At 48.3% G+C, this 21,353-nt stretch carries 21 protein-coding genes; 8 read left to right on the top strand and 13 right to left on the bottom strand.

All coding sequences use genetic code 11. From position 1 onward, the window contains the following. Nucleotides 1–152 precede the first annotated feature (152 nt). Complete coding sequence (locus tag MJQ52_RS17170; RefSeq protein ID WP_003152366.1) at nucleotides 153–470, top strand: PepSY domain-containing protein; 318 nt, start codon at nucleotides 153–155, stop codon at nucleotides 468–470. 55 nt (nucleotides 471–525) lie between these two features. On the opposite strand, the gene MJQ52_RS17165 is transcribed toward MJQ52_RS17170, so the two are convergent. From MJQ52_RS17165 to trmB, 3 genes are all read right to left on the bottom strand, one after another. Continuing rightward, nucleotides 526–2,223 carry an NAD-dependent malic enzyme gene (locus MJQ52_RS17165; RefSeq protein ID WP_024085698.1) on the bottom strand — a complete coding sequence of 566 codons (1,698 nt, stop codon included), beginning with the start codon at nucleotides 2,221–2,223 and terminating at the stop codon, nucleotides 526–528. Between the two features lie 78 nt (nucleotides 2,224–2,301). Continuing rightward, the gene (locus MJQ52_RS17160) at nucleotides 2,302–3,147 is read right to left on the bottom strand and encodes a YtnP family quorum-quenching lactonase (protein WP_094247645.1); all 846 of its coding nucleotides are present in this window, start codon (nucleotides 3,145–3,147) and stop codon (nucleotides 2,302–2,304) included. 56 nt (nucleotides 3,148–3,203) lie between these two features. Next, nucleotides 3,204–3,857, bottom strand: a complete 654-nt coding sequence (gene trmB / locus MJQ52_RS17155; RefSeq protein WP_003152359.1) for a tRNA (guanosine(46)-N7)-methyltransferase TrmB — start codon at nucleotides 3,855–3,857, stop codon at nucleotides 3,204–3,206. Between the two features lie 186 nt (nucleotides 3,858–4,043). Here trmB and MJQ52_RS17150 point away from each other — a divergent pair, with 186 nt between their 5' ends. After that, the gene (locus MJQ52_RS17150) at nucleotides 4,044–4,322 is read left to right on the top strand and encodes a YtzH-like family protein (RefSeq protein ID WP_003152357.1); all 279 of its coding nucleotides are present in this window, start codon (nucleotides 4,044–4,046) and stop codon (nucleotides 4,320–4,322) included. Here MJQ52_RS17150 and MJQ52_RS17145 read toward each other — a convergent pair whose 3' ends face one another. From MJQ52_RS17145 to thpR, 4 genes are all read right to left on the bottom strand, one after another. After that, nucleotides 4,323–5,120 (bottom strand): phosphotransferase family protein, encoded by a 798-nt coding sequence (locus tag MJQ52_RS17145; RefSeq protein ID WP_003152355.1) that lies wholly within the window; start codon nucleotides 5,118–5,120, stop codon nucleotides 4,323–4,325. A 270-nt stretch (nucleotides 5,121–5,390) separates the two neighbouring features. Next, a complete protein-coding gene (locus tag MJQ52_RS17140; RefSeq protein ID WP_015387838.1) occupies nucleotides 5,391–6,320 on the bottom strand; it encodes a YegS/Rv2252/BmrU family lipid kinase in 930 nt (309 codons plus the stop codon). Nucleotides 6,321–6,372: 52 nt separating this feature from the next. Further along, nucleotides 6,373–7,305, bottom strand: coding sequence for a hypothetical protein (locus MJQ52_RS17135; RefSeq protein WP_061046947.1), 933 nt, complete (start codon nucleotides 7,303–7,305; stop codon nucleotides 6,373–6,375). A 26-nt stretch (nucleotides 7,306–7,331) separates the two neighbouring features. Next, nucleotides 7,332–7,883 carry an RNA 2',3'-cyclic phosphodiesterase gene (thpR, locus tag MJQ52_RS17130; protein WP_071391478.1) on the bottom strand — a complete coding sequence of 184 codons (552 nt, stop codon included), beginning with the start codon at nucleotides 7,881–7,883 and terminating at the stop codon, nucleotides 7,332–7,334. 89 nt (nucleotides 7,884–7,972) lie between these two features. Between thpR and cysK the strand changes: the two genes are divergently transcribed. Next, nucleotides 7,973–8,944, top strand: coding sequence for a cysteine synthase A (gene cysK, locus MJQ52_RS17125; protein WP_094247644.1), 972 nt, complete (start codon nucleotides 7,973–7,975; stop codon nucleotides 8,942–8,944). A 36-nt stretch (nucleotides 8,945–8,980) separates the two neighbouring features. On the opposite strand, the gene pepV is transcribed toward cysK, so the two are convergent. Beyond that, on the bottom strand, nucleotides 8,981–10,372 hold the full coding sequence (gene pepV / locus MJQ52_RS17120; RefSeq protein WP_094247643.1) for a dipeptidase PepV: 1,392 nt from the start codon (nucleotides 10,370–10,372) through the stop codon (nucleotides 8,981–8,983). Between the two features lie 95 nt (nucleotides 10,373–10,467). On the opposite strand from pepV, the gene MJQ52_RS17115 reads away from it, so the two are divergent. Further along, nucleotides 10,468–11,772, top strand: a complete 1,305-nt coding sequence (locus tag MJQ52_RS17115; RefSeq protein WP_070082232.1) for an NCS2 family permease — start codon at nucleotides 10,468–10,470, stop codon at nucleotides 11,770–11,772. Between the two features lie 32 nt (nucleotides 11,773–11,804). Here the strand turns inward: MJQ52_RS17115 and MJQ52_RS17110 are convergent, their stop codons facing one another. Together MJQ52_RS17110 and MJQ52_RS17105 are read right to left on the bottom strand one after the other, a co-directional pair. After that, entirely contained in the window at nucleotides 11,805–12,965 is a 1,161-nt protein-coding gene (locus tag MJQ52_RS17110; protein WP_094247642.1) for an ABC transporter permease, read from the bottom strand. Beyond that, the gene (locus MJQ52_RS17105; protein ID WP_014418670.1) at nucleotides 12,962–13,666 is read right to left on the bottom strand and encodes an ABC transporter ATP-binding protein; all 705 of its coding nucleotides are present in this window, start codon (nucleotides 13,664–13,666) and stop codon (nucleotides 12,962–12,964) included. The genes MJQ52_RS17110 and MJQ52_RS17105 overlap by 4 nt, the downstream gene beginning before the upstream one ends. 279 nt (nucleotides 13,667–13,945) lie before the next feature. On the opposite strand from MJQ52_RS17105, the gene MJQ52_RS17100 reads away from it, so the two are divergent. Then, nucleotides 13,946–14,167 (top strand): DeoR family transcriptional regulator, encoded by a 222-nt coding sequence (locus MJQ52_RS17100; protein ID WP_003152337.1) that lies wholly within the window; start codon nucleotides 13,946–13,948, stop codon nucleotides 14,165–14,167. A gap of 127 nt (nucleotides 14,168–14,294) precedes the next feature. On the opposite strand, the gene MJQ52_RS17095 is transcribed toward MJQ52_RS17100, so the two are convergent. Further along, nucleotides 14,295–15,014, bottom strand: coding sequence for a pseudouridine synthase (locus MJQ52_RS17095; protein WP_007408795.1), 720 nt, complete (start codon nucleotides 15,012–15,014; stop codon nucleotides 14,295–14,297). A gap of 56 nt (nucleotides 15,015–15,070) precedes the next feature. Further along, nucleotides 15,071–16,708, bottom strand: coding sequence for a putative polysaccharide biosynthesis protein (locus MJQ52_RS17090; RefSeq protein WP_071391475.1), 1,638 nt, complete (start codon nucleotides 16,706–16,708; stop codon nucleotides 15,071–15,073). Between the two features lie 206 nt (nucleotides 16,709–16,914). Between MJQ52_RS17090 and MJQ52_RS17085 the strand changes: the two genes are divergently transcribed. Both MJQ52_RS17085 and opuD read left to right on the top strand, forming a co-directional pair. Further along, nucleotides 16,915–18,180 carry an NAD(P)/FAD-dependent oxidoreductase gene (locus MJQ52_RS17085; protein ID WP_003152311.1) on the top strand — a complete coding sequence of 422 codons (1,266 nt, stop codon included), beginning with the start codon at nucleotides 16,915–16,917 and terminating at the stop codon, nucleotides 18,178–18,180. Between the two features lie 175 nt (nucleotides 18,181–18,355). Further along, nucleotides 18,356–19,891, top strand: a complete 1,536-nt coding sequence (opuD, locus tag MJQ52_RS17080; RefSeq protein ID WP_094247641.1) for a glycine betaine transporter OpuD — start codon at nucleotides 18,356–18,358, stop codon at nucleotides 19,889–19,891. 35 nt (nucleotides 19,892–19,926) lie between these two features. On the opposite strand, the gene MJQ52_RS17075 is transcribed toward opuD, so the two are convergent. Further along, entirely contained in the window at nucleotides 19,927–20,109 is a 183-nt protein-coding gene (locus MJQ52_RS17075; protein WP_003152309.1) for a sporulation protein Cse60, read from the bottom strand. Between the two features lie 200 nt (nucleotides 20,110–20,309). Between MJQ52_RS17075 and MJQ52_RS17070 the strand changes: the two genes are divergently transcribed. Beyond that, nucleotides 20,310–21,335, top strand: coding sequence for a LacI family DNA-binding transcriptional regulator (locus MJQ52_RS17070; protein ID WP_094247640.1), 1,026 nt, complete (start codon nucleotides 20,310–20,312; stop codon nucleotides 21,333–21,335). Nucleotides 21,336–21,353: the final 18 nt, after the last annotated feature.

Genomic DNA, 21,353 nt, shown 5'->3' with positions numbered 1-21,353 from the left:
CCCTCATTTCTATGTAATGCTTTTATTTTATTAGAAAAACAACTGTTTTCCAAGCGCTCAGATTGAATGGGCTGTAAAACCGCCGCTTTACTTAACACCGTCTGGCATCTTCTGTATAATAAAAACTACGACATAATTGGAGGTGCTTCATATTGAAATTACGTCATTTTCTCTTAGGTGCAGGAGTCGGATTATGCGCTGCCATCGCAGTGAAAAAGTATGCGATGAAACCTTATATCTCTTCAGAAAAAGCGCTCCGTATCGTGAAAGCGGCTTTTAAACAGCGCGGGCCGATAGACGGATCATGGATTTACACAGAGCCCGAGCCCTACCAGGTAAACGGAGAAACCATCCAGGTATACAAAACCGGCGTGACACGTTCGGCATTCGGCGAACTGGAGCAATATGAAGTTATGGTTAATGCAAAAACAGGCCAGATTGTCGATGTCATTGATTCTGTCGCCTCATAATTCGGACAAGCAAAAAATAAAGCCCAAAACCATCAGCGTTTTGGGCTTTATTCGGTTACATCGGCCGAATTCGTTTATATACGGGGTTCCACATCGCGTCCTGCACCGCTTGGATCAGATCCTCGGGTTCCGTTTCCGCTACACCGTCCTGAATCGCAGCTTTAGCTACGGCTACCGCCACTGTTGCCGATACCGTCCTGAGATCCTCCACTTTCGGAAGCATCGGCGCTCCCGGCTTGCCGACGTCCACCATACCGGCGATGGCATTCGCGCAGGCAACGAACATATTGTCCGTAATGAGCCTTGCTTTTGTCACAATCGTGCCGAGTCCGAGTCCCGGGAATACGAGCGCGTTGTTCGCCTGTCCGATATGGTAGGTAACGCCGTTATACGCAACAGGCGGGAACGGACTTCCCGTTGTGACAAGCGCGCGGCCTTCCGTCCATTTAATTAAATCTTCAGGTTTTGCTTCTGATAATGTCGTCGGATTTGACATCGGCAAAATAGCCGGCCGTTTGACATGTGAGGCCATTTCTTTGACGATTTCTTCCGTAAATGCGCCTGAGACGGTGGATGTGCCGATCAGGATCGTCGGCTTGGCCTGACGCACCGTCTCCGCCAGATCAATTGATCCGCCTTCACCGCTGCGGCCGTACTCTTTCACTTCATCAGCAGGGCGGGCGTACGGAACCTGAAAATCACGCAAATCCTTCATATCATCCGTTAACAATCCGTTTCTGTCGATACACCAAAAGCGGCTGTATGATTCTTCTTCGCTTAATCCGTCATGCACCATAGCTTCGCGCAGCTGCTCAGCAATTCCGATACCGGCCGTTCCCGCGCCGAAGACGACGACTTTATGCTCTTTTAAAGGCACTTTTGACGCTTTCGCACACGCTAAAACAGCTGCAAGCGACACCGCGCCCGTTCCTTGAATGTCATCGTTAAACGTACAGACTTTATCTTTATACCGTTTTAATATGCCGCGGGCGTTAGCCGTACCGAAATCCTCCCAATGAAGCAGCGCATTCGGGAATGTTTCCCGGGCAAGCGAGACATACTCATCAATAAAGCGGTCATATTTCTCGCCGCGCACTCTTGAATGCTGGTTTCCGACGTACAGCGGGTCATTTAAGAGGCTTTCTTGATTTGTCCCGGCATCTAATACGACCGCAAGCACTCGTGACGGATCAATTCCGGCCGCCGCCGTATACACCGCGAGTTTTCCGACAGAAATGGCGATGCCGCCGACGCCCCAGTCACCGATTCCCAGAATACCCTCCGCATCTGTGGCAACGATTAAGTCAATGTTTTCATTTTTTCCGAACTGCTGAAATGCGGCGCGCATTCCTTCAGGGTCATCTATTGACAAATACAGACCGCGGGGTTTTCTGTACTCGTGGCTGTAACGCTGGATCGCGGTGCCGACGGTCGGCGTATATACGATCGGCAGCATTTCGCCTAAATGATCATTTAACAGCCTGTAAAATAATGTTTCATTCCGATCATGGAGAGCGGTCAAGTAGACATTTTTGCTCAGCTCATCAGGCTGCGAACTGAATTGTTCGTAGGCCCGCCTCGCCTGCTCTTCGATTGTCAATACTTTCGGCGGCAGAAATCCTTCGAGCCCGAGTTCCTTTCTTTCCTCCTGTGTAAAGGCCACCCCTTTATTTAAAAACGGCGTAGAAAGCACTTCTAATCCGCGCAGAGTTGTTTTGATTTCTCCATCTTTCGTCACTTGAAATTGATTCACCTGTCTCTTCCTTTCAAAGCAATTTGTCTTAGGTTTGCTTTTATTCCCGAAATTCATACAGGTAAATCATTGATCCGCCTATTTTTTCTCCCGTCTGACAGATGCAGCCACTTCGCCGTCTTCTCCCCATTTTACCGCTCTGTAAATCGCGTCGTGATAGAAAATCAGCCAGGCGTCTTTTTCTGCCGCGAACGTCTGCCATTTCTGCTTTTGCGGAATAGAGGTCATCGGATAATCATCATATGCCAGCACCCATAGCGGATTTTTATGCGCATTCGTCGGCATCAGGTCGGCAAAATGCACAGCCGTCTCCCCGCCGTCTTGTAAGACGATGACGCTGTGGCCGTCGCTGTGGCCGCCGGTGTGGTGCATCGTAATGCCTTCTGTCAGCTGATACTCGTTCTCAAAGGTTTCGACCTGATCTTGTACCGCCTCCCAATTTTCTCTCCAATATGTATTTTTCGATCTGATATTAGGGTTTCTCATTTCGCGCCACTCTGTTGCAGAAGTGATAATGCGGGCATTCGGGAAAACAGAGACAAGCTCCTCTCCGCTGTATTCCGTCAAGCCGCATGCATGGTCAAAATGAAGATGGGTCATCGCCGCAATATGAATGTCCTCACAGGAAAGCCCGAGTTCACGAAGAGAGTGTTTTAAATTTGATTCCTGTGTTACACCGTAATTCCTTTTTTGTTTATCAGAAAATTTCCCTCTGCCGATACCCGCGTCAACCAATAGATTCAGGCCGTTTTTTCTGATCAGAATCGGGTCTGTTCTTAATTCAATCTGGTTTTTGTCATTTACGGGGTATTTTCTCGACCATAAAGGCTTCGGGACAACGCCGAACATCGCTCCGCCGTCCATATGCGTTACACCGCCGTCCAGCCATGTTAATGAAATATTCCCAATATTCAATGTCTCCATCTTGATCCCTCCTGATGTAATGGTAGCAAATGGCGGCATAAAAAAACAGACTCGCATCAGAGTCTGTCTTTTGTTCTCCATTCAACTTCGGCCCGGTAAATCGGCTGGCCGAGCGCGGAGAATTTTTCTTCGTATTCTGTCATAATATTGCCCTTCGGATCGCTGTTGTGCAGATCAAGACTGACTTCCGTCAGAAGCAGGCCGTATTCGGAAAAGCTTTTCAGAGAGTATTCGAATAAACCGCGGTTATCGGTTTTGAAATGAATCTCACCTGTTTCGCCCATCACTTCTTCGTATTTTTTCAAGAACGTTTTAAATGTTAAACGGCGCTTTTCGTGACGGTTTTTCGGCCACGGGTCAGAAAAGTTTAAATATACGCGCTTGATTTCTCCCCGTTCAAATACGTCATTCAGTGTTTCCGCGTCTATATTTAACAAACGGACATTGTGAGCCCCGCTGTCCTTAACTTTTTGGACGGCAGTGACGATGACGCTTTTAAACAGTTCGATCCCGATATAGTTGATATCCGGATTCTGCTTGGCCATTCCAGAAATGAACTGCCCTTTTCCCGTACCGACTTCAATATGGATCGGGTTGTCATTGCCAAAGACCGTGTTCCACCGCCCTTTATACTGGGCCGGATCACTGATGGCGATGTCAGCGTTTTCTGCCAGAAAATCATTCGCCCAAGGTTTATGGCGCATTCTCATATGATTGACACCTCTATCTATAATTTCGAGTAACAACATACCATGAAACATAAAGAGCCGCAAGCGCCTTTTAAAGGCGCCGGCTGCATAAAAAAAGAGGCTCCCCCGGTCCGGAACACTCATGTGATGCATAAAACCGCACCGCTTTGCACAATGTATGACACAGAAAGGATGTGTATATGAATCATGGGCTTAACAAGCGAACATCAGGTCCGGTTATTAAAGGACATATTGGCCGACCATCAATTGGATTGCTGCGGCACGGTTGCCGAGTATGAACAGCTGGAGCGCGTCATCAAATCACTGATGGCCAACACCGGGCTTGATTCAAATATAAAAAACGTGCTCGAGGATGTCTACCGCTACAGCCAGTCCGGCATCACGGCCGATTCCATCGACACGCATATTCAGGAGCACCAAAACCATTTGTCCCAATGGGTGGAGCAGATGGATTCGTACTCCTGACTACTTGACAATCCGCTTCATCAGGGCATGAAGCTCTTCCATGGCATCATGATACGCTTTGTCGTTTCCTTTTGATTTGTGCCAGGCGATGAAGGTGATGGTCTCCGATAACATGTACCACGCCATCCGCAGCCGAAGCCCTTCCGTGAGCTTCATGCCGTACATCCCAAGCCAGCTGTCCCACGCTGGCTCTTCGACGTAATGATACAATAAAGGGCCGAGATCCATGGCCGGATCGGCTATCATGGCGCCGTCCCAATCTATTAAATACAGCTGGTTGTCTTCTGACAGAAGCCAGTTATTATGATTCACATCACAATGGCAAACGACTTTTTCACCGAATTGCACCTGATCCACATGAGCTTCCAAATAAGCAAGGCCTTCCTGAATAAGCGGCGAAAATTGCCGCACGGCAAAGACGGCCTGCTTCAGCTGCGACAAAAGGGCGCCCGGATCAAGCGGTTCTTTTCCCAATCTTTTCAGCATGTCGAGCAAAGCTTTTGATGTGTGGATTTTGCGGAGCAGCTCAGCCACCGGGCGTCCGCTCATATCCTTTGCCTTCAGCTCCCTGCCCGCCATCCAATGCTGAGCCGTAATGACGTCTCCGTTTTCCATCCGTTTTGTCCAAACCAGCTTCGGAACAATGCCTTCGGCGGATAACACGGCTAAAAAGGGCGAGCTATTACGTTTTAAAAAAAGCTGTTGGCCGTTATGTTTCGCATAATATGCATCTCCTGTAGCTCCTCCGGCGGGGAAGATCTCCCAATCGCTACCTAGTAATTGTCCCAACCAGTTCATATCAATGTTCAACCCATCATTTCTTAAAATATTTTAGAATAGGCCTCCAGCCTTTCTCTATTGGCGGAGCGGCCTGTCATAAACAATTTCATGAGAATAAAAAAGACAGCTATTGAGAGTCTCATATGCTAATCAATAGCCGTCCTATAAATTTTAGCGCTACAGCACAAACTTCGTCAAGCAAAACTAGCAAGAACACCTGTGAATTCTGAAGATTTATGCCGCGAACCGCTCTTTTCCGTGAAACATTTGACGGGTTTCATTTGTTTATTATGTTTTTATTTTCAACGGCGCGCCGCCCGGCATAAGCCGAAACGGTGTCGTTCCGATCAGCTCGCCGTCAGCGTGAAACGGAATTTTCCCATCTGTTTCAAAAACGAATTCCTTCCCCTTTATCATCGTCACTCCGTCCATTTTGATATGCCGGCCGAAGCTCATCGCCCATAAAAAACGATACAGCGAAAAAAAGGACAGGTTTTCTGCAATGACAATATCAAAATGGTTTTGACGGGGATTTGCTGAAGGCGCCGCTTTCATGCCGCCTCCGTAATAAGGGTGATTAGCCGCAATGACAAACCAGACATTGCGGAATTCACGCTTCTGGCCGTCTGCCGTGCAAACAAATCTGAACGGCTGAAACCCCGAGGCCGTATGTAAATGCGCGAGCGGGTAAATCACAAAGCCGAGACGCAAAAACCGAAGAACGCGCGAAAACGGAAAATTCGCGGCTGCCTTCAAAACTGAGGCATCGAAGCCGACAGACAGGTGGTTAATAAAATAAAGTGATTGCGCTTTGTCATGAAAAAAGTTGATGTTTCCCGCAAAAAATTTCCGTGTGAGCGGGCGGTGCAGACTTTTGATTTCTTGGAGGAGCGCCGACTTCTTAATACCGAGCCCTTTGGAAAAGTCATTGTACGAACCGGCGGGCACAAAGGTCAGCTCAATCTGATCCGTTCCTTTCAGTCCGTTAATGACTTCATGCATCGTCCCGTCACCGCCGATGACGAACAGCCGCTTAAGCTTATGATCCTGCATCATTGAAATCTGCCTCGCCAGCACCTCCGCATGTCCGGGATGCCCGGTCAAAAAAGAGCGGTGGCTGACCCCGCGCCTGGTCAGCTCTTTTTGAACTGATTTCCAGACACGCCGGCCCCGCCCGCCTCCTGAGACCGGATTAATAATAAAAAACCATTGACTCATCGTTTGTTTTCACCTGCTTCATAGATGAAGAGACAGCCGGCAAACGTCCGCTTTAATCAAGCCATTCCTGTCTCCGGCTTGAATCGCTCAAGCCGTAAGACAAAAGGGCCTTCGCAGCCTTCAGCTGGTGGTGCTTGATCGGCGCCGTATTTTTCTGCTGCTTTTCCAGCCACCCTGCGGCAGTCCGTTTATCAGCTATTTCCAGCCCATACGGCGGCTCCGGGTAATCAATATAAGACGTTCTGCTGAGCAAAAGCTTCCGCACGGGAATGTCGGCCTGCTTTTCTTTTATGATTTGCGAAACGACCGAGCCCGTCCGTTGCAGGCTGAGAGACGGATTCAATACTTGGCGCGTGCTGCCGGAGCCTCTTTCTTCCCAAAAACGATGTTTTGATCCGATATATACACTGTCCTCTTCCGCTTCCATAAAAGCGGCGCAGAAAATCTCCAGCGGCGAGATAATGATGATGCTCAGTTCGACGGACGCCTGCTGAATTTGCAGAACCGGATGATACATCACAAAATAGGAATCGGGCAGCTTTTGAGCCAGCATTTTTAACATCCTGTCCCTTTTGACCGCCTGCGAAAGCTCAGACTTTTGAGAAAGCGTGGAGCTCGCCCATTTTAATTGAAAGTCATACAGCTGATCTTTGAAAAAAGGCGCGAGCTCAGACTTTTGAGACGGAAGATTCCCGAACAGCGCCTCTTCTCCCTCCGGTTCATCAAACCATTGGTGCCTCTTTTCATTTATATCGGCCGTATTTTCTTCTTTTCTCTTTTTTAAGGAAAATTTTTTCCTGGCCGGCGCTTGACCGGTTTCCCCGCCGGCAGCCGTTTCCGTTTCCGTTTCTTCCGTTATCCGGTCAAACGCTTCAAGAAGCGCCTCCCAGCGTTCTTTCTTCAGCCGGATAAACTGGTTCATATAATGGTATGGATCAAGTTCATATCTGGATATGCAGTCGTGAATTTTGATGATCTGTGCCATGTGATTTCTCCACTCCGAATATTTGTTTATGTCAATTGAAACTGTGCGATTTCTTCGTATTTAGGCGACCGGTCAAGATGGGTCTGAAACAGGGAAAACCGGCTGACGGCACTTTGCACCCTGCCGCTTTCAAACGGCATATCGTCAGGAAACGGCCGGTCTCCCGCCCACTTCCGCGCCATCGTCATATGAGGGTGATACGGCCGTTTTTCCACTTGAAAACCGGCTTTCAAAACAGCCTGTTTTGTTTTTTCCCGCAAATCAAAGAGCAGTTCATTCCGTTCGGGCTCAAGGTGAAGCACTCTCGGCTGTCTGCGGTCGCCGAAAATATCCAGATGCTGAAACTGTACGGTAAACGGCTGCGCTGCCGACGCAGCATCTGCGAGCAGAGACGATAATTTCGCAAGCCGTTCTTCATCCGCGGCTCCGAGAAAAATGAGTGTAATATGATAGTCATGCGGGTGCACCCATTTTTTGAATGATAACGCCGGCTCCTTTTTGGCTGCTTCCCAAATCGGTTCAGCAATATCAGCCGGAATCGGAATGCCGATAAAATAATGCGGCAATGAAGCTTTCATACGAGGATCTCCCCCTCTTTGGTTATGGTGTTATTATAAAACGGATAAGCGGAGAGGAGAACCCTGTCCGCTCATTATGATAGGATATTATGTACCGAACGTTTTATACAGAAAGGAATGAGCCGGCCTTGAAAATCGTAAACAGCACGGCGGAGCTGATCGGCGGCACACCGATCGTAAAGCTCAATCGCCTTCAGCCAGAACATGCAGCACAGGTCTATTTAAAATTAGAATCGTTTAACCCGAGCGGCAGTGTCAAAGACAGAGCGGCTTTCAATATGATCATTGAAGCGGAAAACAGCGGGCATTTAAAACCCGGCTCTGTCATCATCGAACCGACAAGCGGCAACACAGGCATCGGCCTGGCGATGAACGCGGCGGCGCGCGGCTACAAGGCAATCCTCGTCATGCCTGACACGATGACGAAAGAACGCATCAACCTCCTGAAAGCGTACGGCGCGGAGGTTGTGTTAACACCGGGGGCGGAAAGAATGCCCGGCAGCATCAAAAAAGCGAAAGAACTCGCCGAACAGATTCCGGGAAGTTTTATCCCGATGCAATTCGATAACGGCGCAAATCCAGATGCCCACCGAAAAACGACAGCCATTGAAATCTATCAGGCCGTTCAGCAGCTCAACAGACCGCTCGGTGCTTTTGTGGCAACGGCGGGAACGGGCGGAACCATTACCGGAACCGGAGAAACGCTGAAAGAGCTTTTTCCGGATATGCTTGTTCATGTCGCCGAGCCTGCGGGATCCCCCGTCCTGTCTGGCGGAAAACCCGGCGCTCATAAGCTTGTCGGGACAAGCCCCGGATTTATTCCCGGCATACTGAATCAGGACGTTTACGATGAAATCATGAAAATATCTGATGAAGATGCGTATACGACAACACGGCGTCTGGCCCGGGAAGAAGGCATACTCGTCGGCCCGTCTTCAGGCGCCGCCTGCTTCGCCGCCATTGAAACCGCCAAACGCCTCCCTTCCGAACAGATCGTCATCTGTATGACGGCCGATACGGGAGAACGTTATTTATCAACGGATTTATGGTCATTTGAATGAAAAAAGGGATGCCGCTTTCGGCGTCCCTTTTTATTATCACTTGGCAAGCTCATAAATGGCTTCGGCATATAAAGCCGTTGACCTGAGAAGGTCATCGATTTCAATGTACTCATCCTTTTGATGCGCGCTGTCAGGCCGGCCGGGGAACAGCGGCCCGAACGCGACGCCCGCCGAAAGGGATCTCGCATACGTTCCTCCGCCGATTGAAATCAGATCCGCTTTCTTTCCCGTTTGTCCTTCGTAAACCTTTTGAAGCGTCTTTACGAGCGGATGATCGGCAGAAACGTGGTGCGGTTTGCTGTCTTTAAATTCTTCAAGCCGGAATTCTTCAGCAGACGTAAAAGCATCACGGATGACTTTGCTGTCTGAAGTGACGGGATAACGGATGTTGATGCCGAGTTCTCCTTCCTCACACTTTCTGTATGTAAAGGTGCCGACATTCAATGTAAGCTCTCCGCTGATGTCATCCCTGCAATCAATTTTCAGCTTTTTGCCTCGTGTATCATTTGAAAAATAGTCACTGACGGTTTTGACAAAGCGCTTTCCGGCTCCATCCAGCTCTGTTCCGTTAAGGCATTCAGCAAGCTTTAAGCCGGCATTGACACCATTATCCGGTTCCATCGCGTGGCATGATTTTCCGTACACCCGAAGCGTCAGTTTTCCATTTTCCGAAACTGCTTCACCTTGTGTTTTTGACTGCTCAAGCCATTTGCTGAAATATGCGTGCACGGCATCAAGACCGTTCCCTTCAATAACCGCTTCAGCCGCATCCGGCACCATGTTCAAGCGCAGTCCTGAACGGAATGACAGAAGCACGTTTTTTGCGTCTTTGTCAGAAGCGCTTTTTACAATGCGCAGTGACGCATCTATAATTCCTTTTTCCGCGTTAATGATCGGAAAATCTGCGTCAGGAGCAAAGCCGATGTCAGGCATTTTTTCGTGTTTGAAGTAGTGATCCACGCATCTCCAATCACTTTCTTCATCCGTTCCGATGATGATTCTCACGCGTTTGGATAAAGGGAGCTGCATGTCTTTGACGATTTTCAGCGCATAAAACGCCGCCATTGTCGGCCCTTTATCATCAATGGCGCCTCTGGCATATATCCGGCCATCCCTGATATCGGCTGAAAACGGATCGCTCGTCCAGCCGTCTCCGGGCGGAACGACATCGACGTGGCACAAAACGCCGACGATTTCGTCACCCGTTCCCCATTCAATATGGCCCGCATAGCCGTCAAGATTCTTTACGGTGAAGCCTTCTTTTTTACCGAATTCCAGCAGTGACGTCAGGCTGGCATTGACGCCTTCTCCAAACGGCCGGCCGGGACCGGCTGTTGATTCGTCCATTACGCTGTTGATCTGCAAAAACTTCTGCGTGTCACGGATCAGATCTTCTTTGTTTCTGATGACTTCAACTTCCCAGTTCATCACAAATCCCCTTTCTTGATAAAGACTTGCAAAATGTCGATAAAACGAATAATATAGATGATGTTTTGAAAAAATGTTCGTCATTGGAGGTACTTATGTTTCATCTCGACAAGCATCAAACGACAATAAAAAGAGAAATTACCGCGGGATTGACCACCTTTTTCACAATGGTGTATATCATTGTCGTCAATCCGGTGATCCTTTCCAATGCGGGAATTCCGTTTGACCAGGTGTTCACCGCGACGATTATCGCTTCCATTGTCGGAACTTTATGGATGGCTCTCGCTGCGAATTTTCCGATCGCCATTGCCCCCGGCATGGGCTTAAACGCGTATCTCGCCTTTCACGTTGTCGGCACAGGCAGCGGCATTACGTATCAGACGGCTTTCAGCGCCGTTTTTATCGCGGGAGTCATCTTTATTATTTTATCGTTAACGCCTTTAAGAAAACAACTTATAGAAGCGATTCCGGACAATTTAAAATACGGAATTACGACCGGCATCGGCTTATTTATCGCTTTTATCGGCTTACGCCAATCCGGAATCATCACGGCTGATAAATCCAATCTGGTCGCACTCGGCGATCTTCATTCGCCCGCCGTCATTTTAACGCTTATCGGACTTATCATCAGTATCGTGCTGATGGTGCTGAATGTAAACGGGGCTCTGTTCATCGGAATGGCGCTGACCGCCGTCATTGCCTTTTTGACCGGACAGATCCATTTTGCGAAAGGGTTCGTTTCATTCCCGCGCCTGCCGGAGGGGCTTTTGATCACAAATCCGTTCGGTGCCCTCGGGGATGTCGTGCATCACGGTCTGTACGCCGTTGTGTTTTCTTTTCTTCTCGTTACGATTTTTGACACGACCGGCACCATGATCGGTGTCGCCGAACAGGCGGGATTGATCAAAAACAATCAGCTGCCGAATGCCAGAAGAGCGCTGTTGGCTGATTCGACAGCTACGACGGTCGGAAGCATCTTCGGCACCAGCCCGACGACCGCGTTCGTTGAATCTTCAGCAGGTGTGGCCGCCGGCGGAAGAACGGGTCTGACGGCGCTGACGATTGCCGTTATGTTTGCCGTTTCCATGTTTTTCAGCCCGCTTGTCAGCGTCTTATCGGAAGTGTCCGCGATTACGTCACCGGCTCTGATTATTGTCGGCAGCCTGATGATGGGTGCTGTGTCGAATATCCGCTGGAATGAGCTTGACGAAGCGTTCCCGGCCTTTCTCGTCATTTTGGCAATGCCTTTAACGTCCAGTATTTCAACCGGAATCGCTCTCGGCTTCATTTCATATCCGCTTGTTAAAGCAGCTAAGAAAAAATGGCGCGAAATCCATCCTCTAGTCCTCATCTTCGCCGTGCTGTTTTTTATTCAGCTTTTTATTTTGAACGGACATTAAGAAAAATCCCTTTCCTTTTCGGAAAGGGATTTTTACATATAAAGAACGGAAAGAATCGCGGCAATGAGACACCAGGCGGAACAGATAATTTGAATGACGGTTAATGCGCTGTTTCGCGCCCGGAAATAGTCATCGCTGTCTCTCTTGATACCGCTTAAAACCGGTTTATCCGTGATCCGGTCAAATAAAAGTGACGCGGCATAGCGGCTGACGATCGCAAATAAAATAAGGACTGCCGGCTTCACTAAGAGCGGAAGAACGAGAATAAGAGCCGTAAAAGCCGCGGTTAAAAGGTAAAGCTGCCGGAGATACCCGCCGTTTCGGATCAGCACTTTAAAGAACAATTCTTTCCACGCCGTATACGCCGACCGTTTTGTAAAGATGTGCTTTGAGCCGGGATATAAAAACGGCTTGTTCCGCCCTTTATTTTTACCATTCGGGAGCTGCACATCATGGCTGAGCATCAAAACAGAGGCCGCGAATGAAAGCTTCCGCCTGTTCTCCTCAAGCACTTCTTCCTCAAAGGCTGATAATGTCTCCGTCCCTTTCCAAGTCAAAAAAGCGGAGCAGATGAACAATATACATCCCGCCGGCCAAAGCCAATACCATTCGGCGGCAAAGGCGATCATAAAAAACGCACCCGCCATCAGAACCATCACTTTCAGCCAGCCCGCCGCCTGATTCCCGAATGTCCGCCTGCTGTTTTTTCTGTGCCGGTGCACCGCTAATATCGCGGTATGGAAGCCGAACAGACAGCAAAACATACCTGAATATGCCGGTAAGGTACAGTCACCGTACTGGCGCCATAAGGGAAATAACAATACGGCAAGCGCACCCCATTTGATAAGGGAAAGGAACATCGAATACAAAAGCGCGTACCGTTTCAGCTTTTGCATCAGATGTTTTGCATGCACCAAAAACACGTGATCCGCTTCCAGCAAAAAGGTATGAATAAAACCCGTGCACAACAGCAGGGCACTGAATACATACAGCCAGCCCCATCCTAATACTCCTGCCGCTCCACTAAGAAGCCCCCTGCCGTTCAGCCATTCAGCATATTGATAAACGGCAAATGCGGCAGCGGGAAGAACGATATACAGCGCGACCGTCCAATCAATGACCGTCTGAAACACCTTCCATTGATACCGCCAATAATGAAACAGCCTTTGAAAAAACAAAGCCCGCCCGGTCATCGCTGACTGCTCCGAACCGCTGAATAAAAGCAATCCAGCAGTGAACGGCTCCCCGTTTTTTCCTGAAGCTCCTCTAATGTGCCTTGAAGAAGCAGAGCGCCCTGATCCAGCAAATAAAATCGGTCGCAGATTTTTTCCGCCGTATCCAGAACATGCGTGCACATCAAAATCCCCGCGCCCCTTTCTTTCTCAGCAATCAGCATGTCGGTAAACAGCTTTGTTGAGATCGGATCAAGTCCGATAAAAGGCTCATCAATGATGTAAATATCCGGCTTCGCCAAAAATGCCTGTATAAGCATCAGCTTTTGCTGCATCCCTTTTGAAAAACCGGAAGGCAAATCATGTTTTACAGACGTCAGCGAAAACTCTTCAAGCAGCCGCCCTGCCCGCTCACGGCACTCTTCCCCTTCTATACCCCGCAATGACCCGGTCAGCTCGAGGTGCTCCCAAAGTGTCAGTTCATCGTAAAAACTCGGACGCTCCGGTATGTAAGCATAAGACGAATCATTCCACTCAATACCGCCTTCAATATCCCGGGACAGCCCGAGAACCGCCTTTATCACTGTACTTTTCCCCGCGCCGTTCGCTCCGATTAAACCGGCAATTTCACCAGCGTTGACTGACAGAGATACATCAGAAATCACCTTCGGCCTGTCAGCATAACCGGCGCAGACAATGTTTGCATTCAATAATTCTCCCAAACTTCTCACTCCCCCGTTTTCATACGGACATGTATAAAAAAAGTTTCAGTTTCCATAATAATAAAAGCGGGCCGGACATAGTAATGCACCAAGGCTGTACCCATTTGAAAAAATTACCTGCGCTTATTCCTAGATTCATGTCGTCCATATCGTGTATAATGGAGGCAGTTAAAAGAGAAAAAACAGAATGTCATCCTTTGTTGCTTATTCGTACGAAGTTTTAGAGTCGAAAGTTGTGGTATATCAAGTCCATCCGATCTTATGATAGGGAGTGGTTTTTTGAAACCTTCAACAAATCGTATGCTGACTCGGATTAAATCAGTTTACATGTTCATCCAGGAAAAAGGCCTTGTGACAACACAGGAACTGGTTGATGAATTCGGCATTACACCTAGAACCATTCAGCGAGACTTAAATGTGTTAGCATACAATGATCTTGTTCATAGTCCTAGCCGAGGCAAGTGGGAGACAACACGAAAAAAAGTGAAAATTACATCTTAAGCGAACAATTACATAAGGCCCTTTTCGGCCTGACATGCTGCAAGGCAAAGCAGCGTCTTTGCCTTGTTTTTTGTTCCTCTATATAAAAAGCCCAAAACAAATCTGTTTTGGGCTTTTCTGATATCGATTACACTTCAGCGCCTCTCAGCGTTTCGAGCTCCTCTTCAGTCAGCTCGCGGAATTCTCCCGGTTTAAGATCCGGGTCAAGAGAAACAGCCCCCATCGAAAGCCGCTTCAAATAAGCCACTTCATTTCCGACAGCCTTTGCCATCAGCTTCACCTGATGATATTTGCCTTCTGTAATGGTCAAGTGTATCACCGTTTCATCCGGGCTTTCTGTAATAATTTCAACGGCTGCCGGCTTCGTCTTATAGCCTCCTTCAATGACGACGCCTCTTTCCAGATGAACGATGTCTTCCGGTGACAGAGGTGAAGTTAACCGGACCTCATATGTTTTAGGCACATGCTTTTTCGGAGAAAGGAGGCGATGAGCGAGCTGCCCGTCATTGGTGAGAAGCAAAAAGCCTTCCGTATCCTTATCAAGACGTCCCGCCGGAAACGGTTCAAATCGCTGTTCTTCAGGCGTCAGCAGATCAACCACCGTTTGCTGGCGGCTGTCTTCTGTAGCGGACAGCACTCCTTGCGGCTTATTCATCATGACATAAATAAATTCACGATAGTCTGCCGGCTCTCCGTATACCGTGATGTCCTGTTTTTCCGGGTCGACATGGGTTTTCACATCTTTCGCCGGCTCTCCGTCAATCATGACAGCCCCGGCCTTGACGATTTTTTTCACATCTTTTCTTGAGCCGAATCCGCTGTTGGCAAGCAGCTTATCAAGTCTCATCCTGATCCTCTCCTTTAAAAAGAAAAGCCCGCGATAAGCGGACTATTCATTATTTCTCAATGGGCGGAATGCCTGCCTCTTCTCAAAACGCGGGGCAGACGGTTTCCAAACATTTTCTGTAAAAATCCGATTCGGTATGCGGCAAACATGTACACCGCACCGCCGACAGCGGCGCAGACAAAGACGACAATCGCCGCATGCATCTGGCCGCTTTGGTATGTTACAAAGAAGCTGAGCAGCCATTGAGTCAGCTTGACCGCGACTCCCATCACGACGGACAGGACTGCGATTAAAATGACCCGTTTTATAAGTACCGTATACGAATAGCCCGCATGGCGCTTAATCATGATAAAACCGTACAGAAGAGAAGCGATATAACCGAGCGCCGTTGCCAAGATGGCCCCGTCTCCCTGAAACAGCTTGATCAGCGGCACGTTCAGCACCACTTTGATAATGACGCCGATGAAAAGGCTCACGACAGCAAATTTCTGCTTATTAATCCCTTGCAGGATCGCGGCGTTTACGGTAAACAGAGAAAACAGAATCGCGACAGGCGCGTACCAGAACAATATATCCTGTCCGATATCCGGGCGAAGACTTTCAGAGCCGTAGAAGAATGTATAGGCCGGACCCGATAACACGGACATCCCGACAACAGCGGGAATAACCAAAAACAGAATGATTTGCATCGTCTGGTTAATCTGCTGGTTCAAAAGCTTATAATTCCTGCTCGTAAACGATTCAGTAATCGTCGGAATCAGCGTCAGACCGAAAGCGGTCGCCAGAGAAACCGGGATCATCACAAGCTTCGGCACATAAAGGGTGACAATCGCAAGCATGTCCTGGCTGATATCCTTATGGCCCGCCGCAATCATCGCTTTATTAAACGTATTCGTATCGATATATGAATACAAAGGAATCGCCAGTCCGACAAATACGTAAGGAGCGGCATAACTGAAAAGCTCAATGAACATTTTTTTATAACTTAAGTTCGCAGACGGGACGAGATTCGGCTTCATCGCCAGAAGATCGCCCTTCCGCTTATTCCAGTAAATATAAAGGACGACAAGCCCTCCGAATGATCCGATCAGCGCCGCGAAAGTCGCGTATCCGACTGCGATGACAAGGCCGCCGTTGATCACTCTTAAAATCAAATACGTTGCGCCCAATAAAAAGATGATCCGGGCAAGCTGCTCCACAACCTGTGAAACGGCTGTCGGCCCCATCATCTGATGACCTTGGAAAAAACCGCGCACAAGACTCATAATCGGCACGACCAAAAGTGCCAGACTGACCATCCGGATGACATAAACGACGTGGTCAATCGTAAGTCCGTTGTTACTCGTGCCGCCGAGAGATGTTTCCGCAAAAAACGGCGCCGAAATATAAAGAATTGAAAAAGCGATCATCCCGGTTACGAGCATAACCGACATTCCCGCTCTCAGCATCCGCCTGCTCGTCTCATAGTCTCCTTTGGAGTTATATTTCGAGACAAATTTTGAAACCGCGGCGGGAAATCCCATCGTGGCAATGTTTAAAAACAGTGTATATTGATTATATCCGTATTGAAACAAAGCTCCGCCCGTCGCTCCGACCATCGCTCCGAACGGGATCAGATAAATCATCCCTAAAATCCGCGATATATAGGTGCCGAGCGTCAGCACGAACGTGCCCCTTAACAATTTGCTTGACATGTTTCCTCATCACCATTTTCTACGAAGATTCAACTTTTCTATTTTAACACAACTGGGCAATTAGACGGTAATAATTACAGCGGGAAACTTTTTGGGAAAGCTCTTAAAAAAACAAAATACGTTTAAGGAATCCCCTTCTTTCGCTATAATAGCAGGAAGCGGACATTTCCGCCTATTATACGTGAAAAAGAAAGTTGTTGATGAATATGAAACATTATGACGTGATTGTAATCGGCGGCGGCCCGTCCGGTTTAATGGCTGCGATTGCGGCAGGCGAAGAAGGGGCGGACGTATTATTAATCGATAAAGGAAACAAGCTGGGACGGAAGCTGGCGATTTCCGGCGGCGGGCGCTGCAACGTGACCAACCGCCTACCTGTTGAAGAAATCATCAAACACATCCCCGGCAACGGCCGCTTTTTATACAGCGCGTTTTCCGAATTTAATAATGAAGATATCATCGCCTTTTTTGAAAAACTCGGCATTCAGCTGAAAGAAGAAGACCACGGGCGCATGTTCCCGGTGACGGACAAAGCGCAAAGCGTTGTCGATGCGCTTTTGAACCGATTAAAACAACTGAATGTCACCATCCGCACAAATGAAAAAATCAAAGAGGTGCGGTACGAGAACGGCAGGACAGCGGGCATTACGACAAACAATGACGAACACATTAACGCAGACGCCGTCATTATCGCGGTCGGCGGAAAATCAGTCCCGCATACCGGCAGCACCGGAGACGGCTATGCATGGGCGGAAGCGGCCGGTCATACCGTGACCGAACTCTTTCCGACGGAAGTGCCGGTTACGTCGTCAGAACCGTTTATTAAACAAAAAACACTTCAGGGGCTGTCCCTTAGAAACGCGGCCGTCAGCGTCCTGAATAAAAAAGGCAAACCTATTGTCACACACGTGATGGACATGCTGTTTACCCATTTCGGCTTGTCAGGCCCCGCCATTCTCCGCTGCAGCCAGTTTGTCGTCAAAGAACTGAAAAAGCAGCCCGATGTCAAATTACGCATCGATCTGTTTCCCGGCATCAACGAGGAAGAGTTATTTCAAAAGATGCACAAGGAACTGAAAGACGCACCGAAAAAAGCGCTCAAAAACGCGCTGAAGCCGTGGATGCAGGAACGGTATCTGCTTTTTCTTCTGGAACGGAACGGTCTTGATCCGCAGACAAGCTTTACGGAACTGCCGAAGGATCAATTCAGGGCTTTTGTCAAAGATTGCAAACAATTTACGGTTGCCGCTGACGGAACGCTTTCTTTGGACAAAGCGTTTGTCACAGGCGGAGGTGTTTCCGTAAAAGAGATTGAGCCGAAACAAATGGCGTCTAAAAAAATGGAAGGCTTATATTTTTGCGGAGAAATACTCGACATTCACGGTTATACCGGGGGCTACAATATCACTTCAGCCTTTGTCACGGGGCGTCTCGCCGGTTTGAATGCAGGACGTTTCTCACGCTCGCTGTAAATGGTTTAAAGCGCATTTACCTGAACGTCCGTTGATAATTGACCAAAAACATGATACAGTTTTCTGCGTTTTGTTTCACCTGATTGAGGGAACAGGAAGAAAGGAATGATCTGCAATCGTGCGACCATACTAAAAAAATGGCGTATTGAAAAAAATAGTCAGAGGGTGAGAACGTTTGAAGAAGAACATCTCCAGTGTTTTTTGGATTGTGATTGTCATCACAGCCGCTGCGGTTTTATGGGGGGCCATTTCTCCTGACAGCCTGCAGCAAGTCACTGATACGGCACAAAAATTTATTACGGATTCTTTCGGCTGGTATTATTTGCTGGTCGTTTCTATATTTGTCGGTTTCTGTCTCTTTCTCATTGTGAGTCCGATCGGCACAATAAAACTCGGAAAACCCGGGAAAAAACCGGAATTCGGCTTATTATCATGGTTTGCCATGCTTTTCAGCGCGGGCATGGGAATCGGTTTGGTATTTTACGGGGCTGCGGAACCGATCAGCCATTACGCCATCAGCTCTCCCTCAGGTGAAACAGAAACACCCCAAGCATTTCGTGATGCGCTCCGGTACACGTTTTTCCACTGGGGGCTGCACGCTTGGGCCATCTATGCGGTCGTCGCTTTATGTATCGCTTATTTTCAATTCAGAAAAGACGCGCCCGGTTTGATCAGCAGCACACTGACACCGCTTTTGGGCGATAAAGTAAACGGGCCGATCGGCAAAGCAATTGACTGTATCGCGGTGTTTGCGACCGTTGTCGGTGTGGCGACAAGCTTAGGGCTCGGAGCGACTCAGATCAACGGCGGTCTGCATTATTTATTCGGCATTCCGAAAACATTTTCCATTCAGCTGATCCTGATCGCTGTCGTGACCGTGTTATTTTTGATTTCTGCGTGGAGCGGAATCGGCAAAGGGATTAAATACTTAAGCAATACCAACATGGCGCTCGCGGCTATTTTAATGATCTTTATGCTCATTGCAGGCCCGACGGTGCTGATTATGAACTCATTTACCGATTCTATCGGCCAATACATCCAAAATATCGTGCAGATGAGCTTTCGCTTGTCTCCGAATGATCCCCAAAAACGCGAATGGATTAACAGCTGGACCATTTTCTATTGGGCCTGGTGGATATCCTGGTCGCCGTTTGTCGGCATTTTTATCGCCCGTGTATCAAGGGGCCGGACGATCCGGGAATTTTTAATCGGGGTGTTGGTGACACCTTGTATATTGGCTTTCTTATGGTTTGCGATTTTCGGTGTATCCGCGATGGATCTTCAGCAGAAAGGCGTATTCAATGTCGCGGGAATGTCAACGGATACGATGCTGTTCGGCGCACTCAGCCACTATCCGCTGACAATGGTGACATCCGTATTAACGCTTGTTCTGATCGCTGTATTCTTTATTACATCAGCGGATTCAGCGACATTTGTGCTTGGAATGCAAACGTCTTACGGCTCTTTGGACCCGTCAAACCGGGTGAAAATCATCTGGGGCGTCATCCAGTCCGCCGTGGCAGCTGTATTATTATATTCCGGCGGTCTGGCCGCACTGCAAAACACGGCCATTCTCGCCGCGGTTCCGTTTTCAGTCGTGATCCTTCTGATGATCGTGTCTCTGTACAAGTCATTAGCGGGCGAAAGAAAAGGAATCAAACAAGCGGAGAAATACCAAAAACCGAGAAGTCCCCGCGTCAAAAAAGCATAATGCATAAAAAAGCCCGGTATTTCATCCGGGCTTTTTTATTTTCGGTATAAAATGAGAGCGGAAAAACAATAAAGCTGCTCACCTTCAGGATCACAGGCCGCCGCTACCGTATATTTAATATCAACGAGCTGTTCATCAGAAATCCCCTTTAAAAATGTATTGACTTCAGTCTGCAGATCCTTTTCATGCTCCTCATCAAAAACAGCTATCTTCAGCACATCACCCTCTCCTTTCTCTATCAATTTATTCCGGTTCAATTGAAATATGATAGAGAAAAACAGATTTTCTTTTTTACTGATTTTTACTAAAAGTAACCAAAAATAGTTATTGAAAACGCTTACTAACATATGATAATATCATTTTAACAATAACCAGGTCATTTCTGTTTAGTAAATATTTAGTAAAAAGGAGATGCGAAATGGTCCGTCTCAAAGATATTGCCTTACAGGCATCTGTATCCAGCGCGACAGTATCGAGAATTTTGAATAAGGATGACTCTTTGGCCGTGACTGATGAAACAAGAGAAAAAGTTCTGAGGATCGCCGATGAGCTGGGCTATCAGCCGTCGGCAAAAAAACGGAAGAACCGCAGCCGCAGCGATTCAGCGCCCCTGATCGGCGTTGTCAGCTGCCTGTCACCGGAAGAAGAACGGCAGGATCCTTATTTTTCAGCGATTCGAAAAGGTATTGAGGAAGAATGCTTTCGGCAAAAAGTTTTTATCACATCTTCTATCCATCTCGGTTCTTTTCAAGAGCATATGTTTCACGAACTGGACGGCGTGATCGTAATCGGCAGCCTGCAAGAAGAGGCGCTTACGAATATCAGCGCCGCTTTCAGGCACGCGGTATTTGTTAACGGCACCCCCGATCCCGCCCGCTACGATTCCGTGAGCGTGGATTTTTATGCCGCAGCGCAAAAGGCGATAGAACATCTTCTGTCGCTCGGTTATCAGCGGCTCGGTTATATCGGCGGCCGGGAGCGGGAGCATACCGTCATAGACGGTGTAAACAGCAATAAAACGATTGAGGATAAGCGTCTGACCGCCTTCTTACAAATGGCCGGCGCCGGGCCGGAGCATGTACTGATCGGCGAATACAGCATGCACGAAGGGTTCCGGCTGATGAATGAAGCCATCAAAGCCGGAAGTCTCCCCGATGCCTTTTTTATCGCAAGTGATTCGATGGCTGTCGGCGCTTTAAAAGCCTTGCAGGAAGCCGGCCTTCAAGTCCCGCGCGATACGGCAATTGTCAGCTTCAACGGAATTGATGAGGCAGAATACGCCAGCACGCCGTTATCAACGGTAAAAGTATACACGGAAGAGATGGGCCGGACGGGTGTCAAATTGCTTCTCGACCGTTTAAACGGCAGAACCGTCCCGCTGGCCGTGACGCTCCCCACTTCATTGATTGTCAGACAAAGCTGCGGCTCACAAGAAAGGAGGTGACATGTCCCGCAGCGTTTA

This window comes from Bacillus sp. jun7 (assembly GCF_051034795.1).
In the GTDB taxonomy this organism is placed as follows: domain Bacteria; phylum Bacillota; class Bacilli; order Bacillales; family Bacillaceae; genus Bacillus; species Bacillus velezensis.
The sequence above is the reverse complement of the archived record's forward strand: the minus strand, read 5'-3'. Positions and strand labels throughout refer to the sequence as shown.